The organism is Desulfovibrio sp. X2 (assembly GCF_000422205.1).
Lineage (GTDB): Bacteria > Desulfobacterota > Desulfovibrionia > Desulfovibrionales > Desulfovibrionaceae > Alkalidesulfovibrio.
In genome coordinates, this window is the sequence record NZ_ATHV01000022.1 from 1 (window position 1) to 14,123 (window position 14,123).

General features: G+C 65.5%; 18 protein-coding genes. 15 read left to right on the plus strand and 3 right to left on the minus strand.

What is annotated here, in order from left to right:
• Positions 1-36 precede the first annotated feature (36 nt).
• Positions 37-261: a twin-arginine translocase TatA/TatE family subunit gene (locus DSX2_RS08440; protein ID WP_020879753.1), complete on the minus strand. Its 225-nt coding sequence runs from the start codon at positions 259-261 to the stop codon at positions 37-39.
• Between the two features lie 165 nt (positions 262-426).
• Between DSX2_RS08440 and DSX2_RS08445 the strand changes: the two genes are divergently transcribed.
• From DSX2_RS08445 to ilvC, 10 genes are all read left to right on the plus strand, one after another.
• Positions 427-867 carry a hypothetical protein gene (locus DSX2_RS08445; protein ID WP_020879754.1) on the plus strand — a complete coding sequence of 147 codons (441 nt, stop codon included), beginning with the start codon at positions 427-429 and terminating at the stop codon, positions 865-867.
• A 163-nt stretch (positions 868-1,030) separates the two neighbouring features.
• On the plus strand, positions 1,031-1,702 hold the full coding sequence (locus tag DSX2_RS08450) for a hypothetical protein (RefSeq protein ID WP_035041449.1): 672 nt from the start codon (positions 1,031-1,033) through the stop codon (positions 1,700-1,702).
• A gap of 43 nt (positions 1,703-1,745) precedes the next feature.
• Complete coding sequence (locus DSX2_RS08455) at positions 1,746-2,420, plus strand: HAD family hydrolase (RefSeq protein ID WP_020879756.1); 675 nt, start codon at positions 1,746-1,748, stop codon at positions 2,418-2,420.
• A gap of 105 nt (positions 2,421-2,525) precedes the next feature.
• Positions 2,526-2,828, plus strand: coding sequence for a YggT family protein (locus DSX2_RS08460; protein ID WP_020879757.1), 303 nt, complete (start codon positions 2,526-2,528; stop codon positions 2,826-2,828).
• A 19-nt stretch (positions 2,829-2,847) separates the two neighbouring features.
• Complete coding sequence (locus DSX2_RS08465; RefSeq protein ID WP_020879758.1) at positions 2,848-3,354, plus strand: DivIVA domain-containing protein; 507 nt, start codon at positions 2,848-2,850, stop codon at positions 3,352-3,354.
• Between the two features lie 7 nt (positions 3,355-3,361).
• Positions 3,362-3,673, plus strand: a complete 312-nt coding sequence (locus DSX2_RS08470) for a DUF167 domain-containing protein (protein WP_020879759.1) — start codon at positions 3,362-3,364, stop codon at positions 3,671-3,673.
• 28 nt (positions 3,674-3,701) lie between these two features.
• Positions 3,702-3,923 (plus strand): DUF465 domain-containing protein, encoded by a 222-nt coding sequence (locus DSX2_RS08475; protein ID WP_020879760.1) that lies wholly within the window; start codon positions 3,702-3,704, stop codon positions 3,921-3,923.
• A gap of 12 nt (positions 3,924-3,935) precedes the next feature.
• Positions 3,936-5,639 (plus strand): biosynthetic-type acetolactate synthase large subunit, encoded by a 1,704-nt coding sequence (ilvB, locus tag DSX2_RS08480; protein WP_020879761.1) that lies wholly within the window; start codon positions 3,936-3,938, stop codon positions 5,637-5,639.
• Positions 5,640-5,648: 9 nt separating this feature from the next.
• A complete protein-coding gene (gene ilvN, locus DSX2_RS08485; protein WP_020879762.1) occupies positions 5,649-6,140 on the plus strand; it encodes an acetolactate synthase small subunit in 492 nt (163 codons plus the stop codon).
• A 91-nt stretch (positions 6,141-6,231) separates the two neighbouring features.
• Positions 6,232-7,227: a ketol-acid reductoisomerase gene (gene ilvC / locus DSX2_RS08490; RefSeq protein ID WP_020879763.1), complete on the plus strand. Its 996-nt coding sequence runs from the start codon at positions 6,232-6,234 to the stop codon at positions 7,225-7,227.
• Positions 7,228-7,338: 111 nt separating this feature from the next.
• Here ilvC and DSX2_RS08495 read toward each other — a convergent pair whose 3' ends face one another.
• Together DSX2_RS08495 and DSX2_RS08500 are read right to left on the minus strand one after the other, a co-directional pair.
• A complete protein-coding gene (locus DSX2_RS08495; RefSeq protein ID WP_020879764.1) occupies positions 7,339-8,463 on the minus strand; it encodes a nitrogen regulation protein NR(II) in 1,125 nt (374 codons plus the stop codon).
• A gap of 147 nt (positions 8,464-8,610) precedes the next feature.
• Positions 8,611-9,216 carry a MarC family protein gene (locus tag DSX2_RS08500; protein WP_020879765.1) on the minus strand — a complete coding sequence of 202 codons (606 nt, stop codon included), beginning with the start codon at positions 9,214-9,216 and terminating at the stop codon, positions 8,611-8,613.
• A 276-nt stretch (positions 9,217-9,492) separates the two neighbouring features.
• Between DSX2_RS08500 and DSX2_RS08505 the strand changes: the two genes are divergently transcribed.
• From DSX2_RS08505 to DSX2_RS08525, 5 genes are all read left to right on the plus strand, one after another.
• Positions 9,493-10,668, plus strand: coding sequence for an ABC transporter substrate-binding protein (locus DSX2_RS08505; protein WP_020879766.1), 1,176 nt, complete (start codon positions 9,493-9,495; stop codon positions 10,666-10,668).
• 61 nt (positions 10,669-10,729) lie between these two features.
• Complete coding sequence (locus DSX2_RS08510) at positions 10,730-11,680, plus strand: branched-chain amino acid ABC transporter permease (RefSeq protein ID WP_020879767.1); 951 nt, start codon at positions 10,730-10,732, stop codon at positions 11,678-11,680.
• A 9-nt stretch (positions 11,681-11,689) separates the two neighbouring features.
• Positions 11,690-12,577 carry a branched-chain amino acid ABC transporter permease gene (locus DSX2_RS08515; RefSeq protein WP_020879768.1) on the plus strand — a complete coding sequence of 296 codons (888 nt, stop codon included), beginning with the start codon at positions 11,690-11,692 and terminating at the stop codon, positions 12,575-12,577.
• Positions 12,574-13,359 (plus strand): ABC transporter ATP-binding protein, encoded by a 786-nt coding sequence (locus DSX2_RS08520; protein WP_020879769.1) that lies wholly within the window; start codon positions 12,574-12,576, stop codon positions 13,357-13,359. Before DSX2_RS08515 ends, DSX2_RS08520 begins: the two co-directional genes overlap by 4 nt.
• Entirely contained in the window at positions 13,352-14,053 is a 702-nt protein-coding gene (locus DSX2_RS08525; RefSeq protein WP_020879770.1) for an ABC transporter ATP-binding protein, read from the plus strand. The genes DSX2_RS08520 and DSX2_RS08525 overlap by 8 nt, the downstream gene beginning before the upstream one ends.
• Positions 14,054-14,123 lie beyond the last annotated feature (70 nt).

The window sequence follows — 14,123 nt, forward strand, 5'->3', positions numbered from 1 at the left end:
CGTCCGGGGCCCTTCGTCGTTCAGGAGGCAAACCGGTTATTCGCCGGAATTCTTGTGTTCCGTCTTCTCGGACTTCGCCGAGTTGTCCACCGTGTGTTTGCCGGGGGTGACGTCGATCTCGTCCGGCTCGCTGGTCGACTTCTTGAAATTCCTGATGGCCTTGCCGATGCCGCTGCCGATCTCCGGGAGCTTGTTGGCCCCGAAGAGGATGACGACGATCACAAGGATGATGAGCAATTCTCCGCTGCCCAGTCCGCCCATTGCTGTATCCTCCGGCTGAAGCTTGCAGCAGGCATTACACCGCCGTCCCGGCCACGGTCAAGGAGCGAATGGCGGAATGCGGGGTTGCCGGGGCCGCGGCGATCGGATAGTCTACACCACCTCGCGGCCGCAAGCCTGAACGGCATGCCCGCGGGAGGGGGATCCATGAGCAAGGCGCGCCGTGACAAGGAGAGTCCGGATCAGGTGCGCTCGGACGAGATGCATCCGGACAAGGTGCGTCAGATGCCGGGAAACGCCTGCCGTTTCTACCGGCACGGGCGCTGCCTGTACGAGGAGCGGCTGAACCCCGGGTACAACGCCTCCTGGCGTTGCGCCGTGGTCCGCAAGTGGGAGGAGGAGTACGACGAGTTCGTCCAGCGCGCCGAGGCCTTCGGCCTGGAGGACGAGACCGCCGGCTCCATCTGGGAGAAGCGCTTCCAGTCCCTCCTGCGCATGGACGTTCCCTGCGAGCATTTCGGCAGGGGAGGGGAGTACGAGCTGCTCAAGTGCGTGCACCTCATGGGCGATCTCTGCCTGTGCGCCCTGCCTCGCTGCGAAGGAGTCTGCCGCCGGTTCCAGCCGCGCGGCAAGCGTATGAACGTCTGATATCAAGGTATTTATGCTGCTCGCCTTTCCCTTTTTGCATCGTGAACTCCAGAAAAGCGGACTGCCCGCTCTGGCGGTGACGTTCGATCCGGGGCTGGCCCCGGGGAAAGCCCCGTCGCCCGGCGGAGGGGAACGGTCCGTCTTCAGGCCGGAAGGGCTGCCCATGGAGCCCCGGACGGCGGCTGCCTACATGGCCGAGGCCTTGGCCTTCGGCGAGAATTTCAAGGACGTCCACGACATGGCCGCGGCCATGCGGCAGGGACCGGCCCCACTCGGCGGCGAGTCCGCCCTGGCCATCCGCACCGAGCTCTCGCGCCTGGAAGGCGGACGCGCGTCGGAACTCTCCAGCGCGGAGAAGGTGCGGCAGGCGGCGCTCACCGCCCAGGCCACGCTGCTCTTCGCCTGGGCTTTCGAGGAGCGGATCATGGACCTCGAGCGGCTGGACGAGAGCCTCTCCGAGGACATGGAGGCCCTGCGCCGGACCATCGGCCTGGACGAGGACGACGAGGACGACGGCGGGCTTGTCGAGGCGCTGGCAGAGGCCTCGCGCAGCCGGGCCAGGGATGAGCTTGCCGCCTCCTGGCGCACGGTGCTGAGGGCCATGGCCGTATTCGCGCCCAAGGCCTCGTTCGTGACCTGCGAGCAGGCCGTGGCCGACGACCTGGCCGAGGCGGGCGTGGCGCTCGTCCCTGCTCCCGGGGATGCCGGGCTCGGCGAGGGCGCCCTGTGCGCCGACGTTCCCCTGTCCCTGCTCAATGCAGCGGCCCTGTCCGCAGGAGCGGGCGAGGGCGCTCAAGGCGGAAGCGTCAGGGTATATTTTCTTCCCGTCTCTTGAGGCGGAGCGGTTCACGACCATTACCTGCGAGAGGATCGGCAACGTGTTTCCCAGTTCATCCCTTTGCGAGGCGGCCAGGCCGTCCCTGCTGCGCGGCCTGGTCTTCGACTGCGACGGCGTGCTGCTCGATTCGCGCCATTCGAACGTCAGCTACTACAATCTCTACCTGAGCAAGCTCGGCCTGCCGCCCATGAACACGGCGCAGGAGGACTACGTGCACGTCCGCACCGTGGACGAATGCCTGCGGCACATCACGCCGGAGCGCATGCACGACCGCATTCCCGAGGCGCGCGCCTCCATGGACTACAGCGAGATCCTGCCCACCCTGGTCATGGAGCCGGGGCTGGTGGAATTCCTGAGCTTTCTGCGCGGTCGCGGCGTGCGCCTGGCCGTGAACACCAACCGGACCACGACCATGCACATGGTCATCGACCACTTCGGTCTGCAGGGCTTCTTTTCGCCCGTGGTCACCGCAGGCACCGTCTCCCATCCCAAGCCTCATCCCGAGAGCCTGTACAAGATTCTCGCGACCTGGGGCATGGAGAAGGAAGAGATCGCCTTCCTCGGCGATTCCGACGTCGACGAGGGCACGGCGCATTCCGCGGGGGTCCCGTTCTGGGCGTACAAGAACGAGAACCTGCGTGCCGACCTGCACGTCTCGAGCTTCCAGAGTCTGATGGCCGCCCTGCGCGCCTGTCCGGACAAGCTTCCGGCCTGAGAGCGCCGCCCCGGAGCGAACTTTGCGCTTGATTTGCGGCCATTGGTGTGTTTTTCTATCAACTAATGCGGGGAGACGCCCCCTGCATTCCATTCAGGAGGTCGAATGGACGTTCTCGGCGTGAATTTCGTGGGGGCCATAGCCCGGATTCTCGATCTGGTCCTTACCTTGTATCTCTGGGTCGTCATCATTTCCGCACTGCTGTCCTGGGTCAACCCGGACCCGTACAATCCCATCGTCCGTGCCCTGCGCAACATGACCGAGCCGGTCTTCTACCGCATCCGGCGCTGGGTTCCCTTTGTCGTCGTCGGCGGGATAGACCTCTCGCCCATCGTGGTCATCCTGGCGATCCAGTTCGTCAAATGGTTCGTCGTGGCCTCCCTCTATACCTTCGCCGTGCGCATGTAGGGCGCATGCAGGGAGCGACATGCAGCATCTGACCAAGATCGACATCGACAACAAGACCTTTTCCCGTCGTTTCAGAGGCTACGACAAGCGCGAGGTGGACGCCTTCCTCCAGGAGGTCTCCGAGGTCCTGGGCGAGACGGCCGACCAGCGCCAGCGCCTGCAGGAGACCGTGGAGCGGCTCGAGGGGCTGCTCGACGAGCACAAGCAGCGCGAGCAGACCCTGCGCGACACCCTCATGACCACCCAGAAGATGATCGACCAGCTGAAGGCCAACGCCCGCAAGGAGGCCCAGCTGATCGTGGACGAGGCCCAGGGCAAGGCCGAGGAGATACTGAACCAGGCCCATCTGCGCCTGGCCCAGATCCACAACGACATCGTGGAGCTCAAGCGGCAGCGCACGCAGTTCGAGGTCAAGCTGAAGAGTCTGCTGGACGCGCACCAGAAGCTTCTGGAGCTCGAGAGCCGCGAGCAGGAGGAGATCGACTCCGTGGAGTCCAAGCTCACCTTCTTCAAGAAGGCGACCTAGGACGGCCGTGGACGGCGATCTGCCGTTTTACGCGACCAGGTCGGCCCCCGGCGAGTTCCGGGTGGAGATCTGGGTGCAGCCGGGAGCGAGCAAGAGCTCCCTGGCGGGAGAGTACCAGGGGCGGCTGAAGATCAGGGTGGCCGCCCCGGCGAACGACAACAAGGCGAACAAGGCCCTGATCGCCTATTTCGCTGCATTGCTCGGCATCAGGCAGAGCCAGATCGAGCTGGCAAGCGGCCACGCAGCCCGGAAGAAAACGCTCCTCGTCCGGGCGGGCGACAGCCTGCCCTGGCCGCAGGCGACGGACGGTGGCCGATAGAAACCTCAAACCCTGCCAAGGGGGACACATGGAACCGCAAGAGCTTTCCCTGATTGAAAAGAATCTCGCCCAGGATGCGGAGCTCAAGGCGTTGTGGGACCTCCATCTCGATTACGAACGTCGTCTAGATCGGCTATCGAAGAAGCCTTACCTAAGCCCGAACGAGGAGCTGGAACTGAAGGAACTGAAGAAGAAGAAGCTTGCGGGCAAGACCAAGCTGCAAGCGGTCTTGAATAAATATAAAGACTGATCGGAGGCCCCAATGGAGCTCACCGGAGCTCAGATCCTGCTGGAATGTTTGAAGCGAGAAGGAGTTGACGTCATCTTCGGCTACCCCGGCGGGGCCGTGATCGACATCTACGACGAACTTCCGAAACACCCCATCCAGCATATCCTTGTTCGGCACGAGCAGGGTGCGATCCACGCTGCGGACGGCTACGCCCGCGCCTCGGGGAAGACGGGCTGCTGCCTGGTCACCTCGGGGCCGGGCGCGACCAACACCGTCACCGGCATCGCCACCGCCTACATGGATTCCATCCCGGTGGTCATCATCACCGGGCAGGTGCCCACTCCCCTCATCGGCAACGATGCCTTCCAGGAAGTGGACATCGTCGGAATCACCCGCTCCTGTACAAAGCACAACTACCTGGTCAAGGACATCAAGGACCTCGCCTTGACCATCCGCCGCGCCTTCTACCTCGCGCATACCGGCCGTCCGGGACCGGTCCTCGTGGACCTGCCCAAGGACATCATGCAGGCGAAGATCAAGTTCGTCTGGCCTGACGACGAGGCCATCAAGATGCGCAGCTACAATCCCAACATCAAGCCCAACAAGCGGCAGCTGCAGAAGATCATCGAGTTGGTCAAGAAGGCCCAGCGGCCCGTGATCTACGCGGGCGGCGGCGTGATCTCGTCCAATGCGGCCGAGGATCTGACCTGGCTCGCGCGCAAGCTGCACATCCCGGTCACGGCCACGCTCATGGGGCTCGGCTGCTTCCCGGCGGACGATCCCCTGTGGCTCGGCATGCTCGGCATGCACGGCACCTTCACGGCCAACAAGGCCATCCAGGACTCCGACCTGATCCTGGCGCTCGGCGCGCGCTTCGACGATCGCGTCACCGGCAAGATCGCGGAGTTCGCGCCCAAGGCCAAGCTCGTGCACATCGACATCGACCCGACCTCCATCCAGAAGAACGTGGCCGTCCACGTGCCCATGGTCGCCGACATGGGGCTGGCGCTGGCCGAGATGCGCGCCATCGTCGAGTCGGACCTCGGCGCCTTCGACTTCGTCAGCGCCCACGAGCCCTGGGTCAAGACGACCATCGACTGGGACCTCGAGCATCCCATCAAGTACACGCCTCCCAAGAAGGGCGAGGCGGTCAAGCCGCAGTACGTGGTGGAGAAGATCTACGAGCTGACCAAGGGCAAGGCGATCATCGCCACGGAAGTGGGCCAGAACCAGATGTGGGCGGCCCAGTTCTACGGCTTCCAGGCGCCGCGCACCTTCCTCTCCTCGGGCGGGCTCGGGACCATGGGCTACGGGTTTCCCGCGGCCATCGGCGCCCAGATGGCCTTCCCCGACCAGTTGGTCATCGACATCGCGGGCGACGGCTCCATCCAGATGAACATCCAGGAGTTGGCCACGGCCGTCTGCTACAACCTGCCGGTGAAGATCATCATCCTGAACAACGGATTCCTCGGCATGGTCAGGCAGTGGCAGGAGCTCTTCTACAAGAAGAACTACTGTTCCACCTGCATGGAGGCCCAGCCCGACTTCGTGAAGCTCGCCGAGGCCTACGGCGCGGCCGGCTTCCGCGTGACGCGCTCGCGCGACGTGGAGAAGGTTTTGAAAGAGGCCTTCGCCATCAAGAAGACCGTCATCGTCGACGTGCGGGTGGCCCAGGAAGAAAACGTCTACCCCATGGTCCCGGCCGGAAAGTCGCTGGGCGAAATGCTCTTGGTGTAGGAGGGGACCATGGAAGGCAAACGACACGTTCTCTCCATCCTCGTCGAGAACGAGCCCGGCGTGCTTTCGCGCGTCGCGGGCCTGTTCAGCGGCAGGGGCTTCAACATCGAGTCGCTGAACGTCGGGCCGACGCTCGACCGGGGCATGTCCATCATGACCATCACCACCTTCGGCGACGAGCAGATCATCGAGCAGATCGTCAAGCAGCTTCGCAAGCTCGTGACGACCATCAAGGTGGTGGATCTGACCGAGCACATCTCCGTCGAGCGCGAGATGGTGCTCCTCAAGGTCAATGCCGAGGATTCCCGGCGTGCCGAGATACTGCGCATCGTGGACATATTCCGCTGCAAGGTCGTGGACGTGAGCCCCGAGGAACTGACCATCGAGGCCACCGGCGACAGGGGGAAGATCTCGGCCATCTTCAGCATGCTGCAGCGCTTCGGGATCAAGGAGATCGCCCGCACGGGAACCGTGGCGCTCAAGCGCAGCCTGCAGGACTAGGACGTAAGCAACGACAACACGGCGGAGGCCTGCCGCACACGGCGACAGGTCTCGTCTCGCCTTCGGGCCGCCAGAAAAAAAGGGGATAATGATGAAAGTCTATTACGAACAGGATGCCGATCTCGGACTGCTGAAGGACAAGACCGTGGCCATCATCGGCTACGGCAGCCAGGGACACGCCCACGCCCAGAACCTGCGCGACTCCGGCGTGAACGTCATCGTCGGACAGCGTCCGGGCGGCCCCAACTACGACCTGGCCGTGGAGCACGGCTTCAAGCCCGTGTCCGCCGCCGAGGCGGCCAAGCAGGCCGACGTGATCATGATCCTCATCCAGGATCAGTATCAGCGCAGCCTCTACGAGAACGAAATCAAGCCCGGGCTTTCCGCCGGCAAGGCCCTGGCCTTCGGCCACGGCTTCAACGTGCACTTCGGCCAGATCGTGGCCCCCAAGGACGTGGACGTCTTCATGATCGCGCCCAAGGGCCCGGGCCACATGGTGCGCCGCACATACACCGAGGGCGGCGCCGTGCCCGCCCTGGTGGCCGTGGAGCAGGACGCCTCCGGGCAGGCCCTGCAGAAGGCCCTGGCCTACGCCAAGGGCATCGGCGCCACCCGCTCCGGCGTCATCCTGACCACCTTCAAGGAAGAGACCGAGACCGATCTCTTCGGCGAGCAGGCCGTTCTCTGCGGCGGCGTCTCCGCGCTCATCAAGGCGGGCTTCGAGACCCTGGTCGAAGCCGGCTACCAGCCCGAGATCGCCTACTTCGAGTGCATGCACGAGATGAAGCTCATCGTGGACCTGTTCTACGAGGGCGGCCTCTCCAAGATGCGCTGGTCCATCTCCGACACCGCCGAGTACGGCGACTACACGCGCGGCCCGCGCGTGGTCACCTGCGAGACCAAGAAGGAGATGAAGCGCATCCTCTCCGAGATCCAGGAGGGCGAGTTCGCGCGCGAATTCATCGTCGAGAACATGGCGGGCAAGCCCAGGTTCAACGCCATGCGCCGCATGAACGCCGAGCACCAGATCGAGAAGGTCGGCGCCTCGCTGCGTTCCATGATGCCCTGGCTGAAGAAGCGCGACTAGACCGTCCCTTCCGACCAGCAAAGACGCGAAGGCCGCGCCGAGATGCTCGGCGCGGCCTTTTCGCGTTCAGACGCGCAAAAAACGGTTGCTCCCTCGGCGTTCGCGGTTGCCTCAGGACGCAACGTTGACGACGGAGAGGTCCAGGGGCATCTCGATGGAGACCGCGGTTCCCTTGCCCTGTTGCGAGGAGATGAACAGCGTGCCCTTGTGCTCGCGCACGATGCGCTCCACGTTGGTCAGTCCCATGCCCACGCCCACGGCCTTGGTAGTGAAGAAGGGATCGGTGACGTAGGGCAGGTGGGCGGGATCGATGCCCTGGCCGTTGTCCGAGAAGATAAGGAGATAGGTCTGGCCGTTGCGGCTGCCGCGCAGGGCTATGCGGCCCGCCCCGCGGGGACGGGGGGAAAGGGCCTCCAGGGCGTTTCGCAGGATCTCCCGGGCCGCGTCCATGAAGAGGCGTACGTCGAGTACCACCTCGGCAGGCTCCACGCGGATGTCCCATTCGAGCTTCTGCTCTCCGGCTCCGGTCTGCTCGTCCATCAGTGCTCTGGCTTCCTCGATCAGCCGCGTGATCGAGGTGGGGAGAGGGTCCTGGAGCGAGAGCGAGGTGTAGTGGCTGACCGCGTTGACGATCTCCTCCAGGCGGCGCGAGGCGTCCAGGATGCCTTCCAGCAGGTCCGGACGGCAGGGCTCGCCGCTGCTGCCTGCGCGGCGCAGCAGGAGTCCGGCGAAGCCGCCGATGGTCAGCATGGGGTTCCTGATCTGGTGGGCGATGGCCTGGGAGATGTTGTGCAGGCTCTCGTAGCGTTCGAGCTGCAGCTGGTTGTTCTCGGTCAGGATGGCCTTCTCCCGCTGGTGCAGGAGCTGCAGGGAGGTGACGTCCGTGATCAGGATCATGATCCCGAACATCTTGTGCCACTCCACCAGGGGAGTGGTGGTCAGGTTCAGGTAGCGGGTCTGGCCGTCCGGCCGCTGGTAGGGCGTGAAGAAGGGCAGGTTGCAGCGGTCCATGGCTGCGGCGTCATGCATGAACCCTTCCAGTTTCGTGGCGTAGTGCACGCCTGCCAGCAGCTCGCCCCACGTCCTGCCGGTGCACTCCTCGAGTTCGAAGCCCAGGGTGTGGGCTGCGGCGGTGTTGGCGACGTAGACCTCGCCGTTGCTGTTGACGATGAGGACGCCGTTGGTGAATCCTTCGACAAGATTCTGGAAATACGAGGAGTTGATGAGTGGCAGCATAGGCTGTTTTCCTGGAGCGGGCAGTTCCTGGAAACAAGGTCTAGTGCAAGGGATGCTCCTTGGCAAGACGCCGCGGCAATATGTGACACGGGTAACATTCCCGTCGTCGGCGTCGCGGAGTCGGGGGCGTCGGAGCGGGGGAGTCGGCTAGCGGCCCAGCAGCCCGCGTATGCCGGTGAAGACGATCTGCGCCGAGAGGGCGGCCAGGATGAGACCGGTCAGCTTGGAGAGGATGGTCAGCCCCATGCGGCCGACCAGGCGCTCGATGGCCGTGGCCGCGAGCAGCATGACGCCCACGGAGATGCTGGCCGCGACGAAGGCGCCGAGTTCCACGGCCCGCTCCAGGGGCGCCTCGAGCTGGGCGCCCATGACCAGCAGCGCGCCCACCGTGGCCGGACCGATGGTGATGGGAATGGCCAGGGGAACCACGCTGATGTCGCCCTCGCTCTCCGGCGTCTGTTCGGCCCTGGTCCCACGCACCAGGGAGACGGCGGACAGGAAGAGCAGGGCGCCCGCGCCGACGCGGAAGGCGTCCAGGGTGATGCCGAAGAGGTTGAAGATGGCGTTGCCCGCCAGCGAAAGCACGCAGCCGGCCACGGCCACGGCCAGCATGACCCTGAGGGCGAGCGCGCGCCGGGCGCGCAGGTCCATTTCGCGCGTCATGGACAGAAAGGCCGAGAGCACGAAAAAGGGCGTGAGCAGAAAGAAAAGTTTGATGTAGGTCTCTATGAAAAGAGTGAACGGGGTCGTCATGCGTGTTCCTTGTGCGGGGCATGGGCTCCGGCGCCCCGGGACGGGGCTTCGCCCCATGGCGCTGGCCTCTAGCAGAATAATTTCCGGCCCACAACCTGAGGGGCCGTGTCGTTTTGCTCTGAACGGGCGCCCGGGACAGACGAAAACGGTATCTTGCCATTTTTGGATAAAATGCCGATTCCTGTTGCGCACAGGCGTTTCTCAGCTTGACAAGGCCGGAAGTTTGCGCCGATTTATCACGCTTCGGTTGCTACCGCATATCTGACGGAGGAGAGCATGTCCCGCATCGTATTGATCATGGCTTTGCTGCTGGCGATGGCCGTGCCCGCTCGGGCCGACACCGTGGGTTCCCCCATCCCCATCGGCATCGCCGTGGCCCAGACCACGAACATCGCCCTCTTCGGGCAGGAGCAGGTGAACGGCGCCAAGATCGCCGAGGAGTATCTGAACGCCAACGGCGGCGTGAACGGCGTTCCCGTGAAGCTCATCTTCCAGGATACCGGCGGCGACGAGGCCGGCGCGGTCAACGCTTTCCAGAACCTGATCACCCAGGGCAAGGTCGTGGCCATCGTGGGTCCGACGCTTTCCCAGCAGGCCTTTGCCGCCGACCCTCTGGCCGAGCGCGCCAAGGTTCCGGTCATCGCCCCCTCCAACACGGCCAAGGGCATCCCCGAGATCGGCGAGTACATCGGCCGCATCTCCGCCCCCATGACCGTGGTCGCGCCCGTTTCCCTGAAGAAGGCCCTGGCCCTGCACCCGGGTGTCAAGAAGGTGGCCGTGCTCTTCGCCCAGAACGACGCCTTCTCGACCTCCGAGACCGGCGTCTTCCAGGATGCCATCAAGAGCCTGGGGCTTCAGATCGTGACCGTGCAGCGCTTCCAGACCACGGACACCGACTTCACCACCCAGGTCACCGCGGTGCTCGGGGCCGAGGCCGACATGGTCGTCATCTCGGGCCTGGCCGCCGACTCCGGCAACCTGGTCAAGCAGCTGCGCCAGTTCGGCTTCTCCGGCCCCATCGTGGGCGGCAACGGGCTCAACTCGCCCAACATGTTCCCAGTCTGCGGCTCCCTGTGCGAGGGCATCCTCGTGGCCCAGGCCTACAGCCCCGAGGCCGACAACCCGGTCAACAAGGCCTTCGTGGCCGCCTTCGAGAAGGCCTACAAGAAGGCTCCGGCCCAGTTCTCGGCCCAGTCCTTCGCCGCCGTGCAGGTCGTGGTGGAAGCCCTGCGCAAGGTGGGCACCGCCGCCAAGAAGAAGGTGAACGACATGGACCTGGCCCAGGTGCGCACCGCCCTGAACGCCGCGTTGCGCCAGGGCTCGGTCATGACCCCGCTCGGCGAGATCAGCATGAACAAGCAGGGCGAGGTCCAGCAGAAGGATTTCTACGTCTCCCAGATCCATATGGCGCAAGACGGCTCCAGCGGCAAATTCGTGCTGCTTCCCCGCTAACATATAAGACTTCGCGCGGGGGAAGGCGGCATCCGCCTTCCCCCGCCGTTTCGGCGCTCCCATGACACTTTCCTGGTTCGTCCAGAATCTGCTCAACGGCCTGAGCATGGGCTCGGTCTATGCCATCTTCGCACTGGGCTACACACTGGTCTTCTCGATTCTCGGGATCATCAACTTCGCCCACGGCGCGGTCTTCACCCTCGGCGCGTACCTGACCTACATCCTGGCCGTGGGCCATTTCGGCATCAACGGCATGCTCGCGGGGAAGGCGCTGCCCTTCACGCTGCCCTTTCCCCTGGCGCTCCTGGTCGGAACCGTCCTGGCGGGTCTCGCGGGCCTGCTCGTCGAGCGGCTGGCCTTCAAGCCCCTGCGCGAGCGCCAGGCCGACGCCCTGCTGGCCCTGGTCTCGAGCCTGGGCGTGGCGCTCATCCTGGTCAACTGCATCCAGTACGTCTTCGGCGCGGAGATCTACTCCTTTCCCCAGGGCGTGCTCGGCTCCCTGCCCGCGGCCGTGATCTTCAAGGTCGGCGGCAAGCCGGTCATCGTGCGCACCGTTCAGGTGGTCCTCTTCGGCGTGAGCATGCTCATGCTCGGCCTGCTGGTCTGGGGCATCCACGGTACCAAGTCGGGCAAGGCGCTCCTGGCCACGGCGGAGAACCCGGACACCGCAAGCCTGCTCGGCATCAACGTGGATCTCTTCATCATGGGCACCTTCTTCATCTCCGGCCTGCTCGGCGGCCTCGCGGGCACGCTCATCGGCGTCAGCTTCGGCCTCGCCGGGCCCTATTTCGGCGTCTCCTACGGCCTGAAGGGGCTGGCGGTCATCGTGCTCGGCGGGCTCGGCTCCATTCCGGGCTCCGTGCTCGGCGGGCTGCTCATCGGCCTGGCCGAGGCCTTCCTGCCGCCGGACCTCTCCTCCTTCAAGGAGGCCGTGCCCTATGCGCTGCTCTTCATCATCCTCCTCGTCCGGCCACAGGGCATCCTTGGCGGCAAGACAGAGCAGAAGGTCTAGGGGGCGGCCATGGGAACCTTTCTCGACCTCTACGGCTTTCTGATCATCTCCATCCTGCAGCAGGCGTTGCTCGGCTACTCGCTCTACTTCCCGCTCATGGCCGGGCAGCTGAGCCTGGCCTCCATCGGCTTCTATTCGCTGGGCGGCTACGTGGCCGCGATCATGGGCACGCACCCGGCCTTTACGGCGTGGCGCGCGGCGCTCGGCTGGTGCATGTACCCGGTGGAATGGCTGTTCGCCCTGGCGCTCTCCGTGGTCCTCGGCGTGGCCGTGGGCTTTCCGGCGCTCAGGCTCCGGGGCATCTACCTGGCGCTGGCCACCATCGCCTTCGTGCAGGTGGTCAACGTGGTGGTGCTGAACATGCCCATCGCGGGCGGCGCCGTGGGCATCTTCGGCATCCCGCAGGCCTTCGACAGCCGCATCGCCTACTTCTGGTTCTTCGGGCCGCTGCTCCTGCTCACCCTGGTCTTCGTGACCCGGCTCGAGCGGGTGGGCGCGGGACGCGACTTCATGTCGATCCGCGAGGACGAACTCGCGGCCGGGGCCATGGGCGTGCGCACCACGCGCAGCAAGGTGGCGGCCTTCACCATCGGCTGCGCCGTGGCGGGCGTGACCGGGGCCATGAGTGCTCCCTTCCTGAATACCTGGAACGCGCGCCAGGGCACCTTCGACGCCTCGGTGGCCTGCCTGGCCTACGTGCTCATCGGCGGCAGCCGCTCCAAGTGGGGTCCGCTGCTCGGCGCCGCGTTGCTCGTGGCCCTGCCCGAGGTGCTCAGGCCGCTGCGCGACTCGCGCCTCATCCTGAACGGCCTGGTCCTGGTGCTGGCCTGCGTCTACCTGCCGCGCGGCCTGGCCGGGATCACGCTCCGCCGCAAGCCGGAAGGGGAGGGGGCATGAGCGCCATCCTCGAAGTCTCGGACCTGACCAAGTCCTTCGGCGGCCTGACGGCCGTGGCCGGTGTCTCGCTGTCCATCGAGGAGGGCTCGATCTTCGGCCTCATCGGTCCCAACGGAGCGGGCAAGACCACCTTCTTCAACATGCTCACGGGCATGACCCGGCCGACTTCCGGCCGGGTGGCCTTTGCGGGGCGCGACCTCGCCGGGCTCATCCCGGAGGAGATCGCCCGCCTCGGCATCGGCCGGACGTTCCAGAACATCCGCCTGTTCGCGGGCATGAGCGTCCTGGACAACGTGCGCGTGCCCGGGCAGTGCCGGCTGCGCTCCGGACTGTGGAGCCAGGTGGTGGGCCTCTCCGCGGCCCGGCGCGAGGAGGACGAAGGCCGCGAGCGGGCCTGGGAGCTTCTGCGCCTCGTGGGGCTCGAGTCCCGGGCGGAGCGCGCCGCGGGCAGCCTGCCTTACGGCGACCGCCGCCGCCTCGAGATCGCCCGCGCCCTGGCGCTCTCGCCGCGCCTGCTCCTTCTGGACGAGCCCGCCGCGGGCATGAACCCCTCGGAAAAGCAGGCCCTGTCCGGATTCATCCGCGAGATACGCGAGACGTTCTCTCTCACGGTCCTGCTCATCGAGCACCACGTGCCCATGGTCATGGGGCTGTGCGACCGCATCGCGGTGCTCAACTTCGGCGAGCTCATCGCTCTGGGCACGCCTGAGGAAGTGCAGGACGACGAGAAGGTCGTGCAGGCCTATCTGGGTGAGTCCGCTTTGGGAGAATCCCATGCTTGAGCTCGATCATGTGAGCATTTCCTACGGTCCGGTCGCGGCCGTGGAGGACGTCAGCCTGCGCGTGAACGAGGGTGAGATCGTCACGCTCATCGGCGCCAACGGCGCGGGCAAGACCACCATCCTGCGCGCCGTGTCCAGGCTTCTGCGTGTCAAGAAGGGCGCCATCCGCTTCGAGGGGCGCGACATCGCCGGGCTCGGGCCCGACAAGGTCGTGCGGCTCGGCATCGCGCACAGCCCGGAGGGCCGCCAGGTGCTGGCCAAGCTCACCGTGCGCGACAACCTGGAGCTCGGCGCCTACATCCGCGACGACGCCGTCGCGGTAGCCGAGGATCTGGAACGCATGTTCTCCCTCTTCCCCAGGCTGCGCGAGCGCGAGCGCCAGCCCGCGGGCACGCTTTCGGGCGGCGAGCAGCAGATGCTGGCCATCGCCCGCGCGGTCATGAGCAGGCCCCGCCTGCTCCTGCTGGACGAGCCCTCGCTCGGCCTCGCGCCCATCGTGGTGGAGGAGATCTTCGAGATCATCGCGGCGCTGAACCGCGAAGGCACGACCATCCTGCTCGTGGAGCAGAACGCCCATCTGGCCATGCAGGCGGCGCACCGTGCTTACGTGCTCGAGGCAGGCAGCCTGGTCGTGGAAGGCGACGCCAAGATTCTCATGGCCGACGAGCGGGTCAAGAAGGCATACCTGGGCTGAGTTCGGCCCGCTTTTACAAAGAAAAGGCGCCCCTGCCGCGATCAGCGGCAGGGGCGCCTTTCCTTCTTTC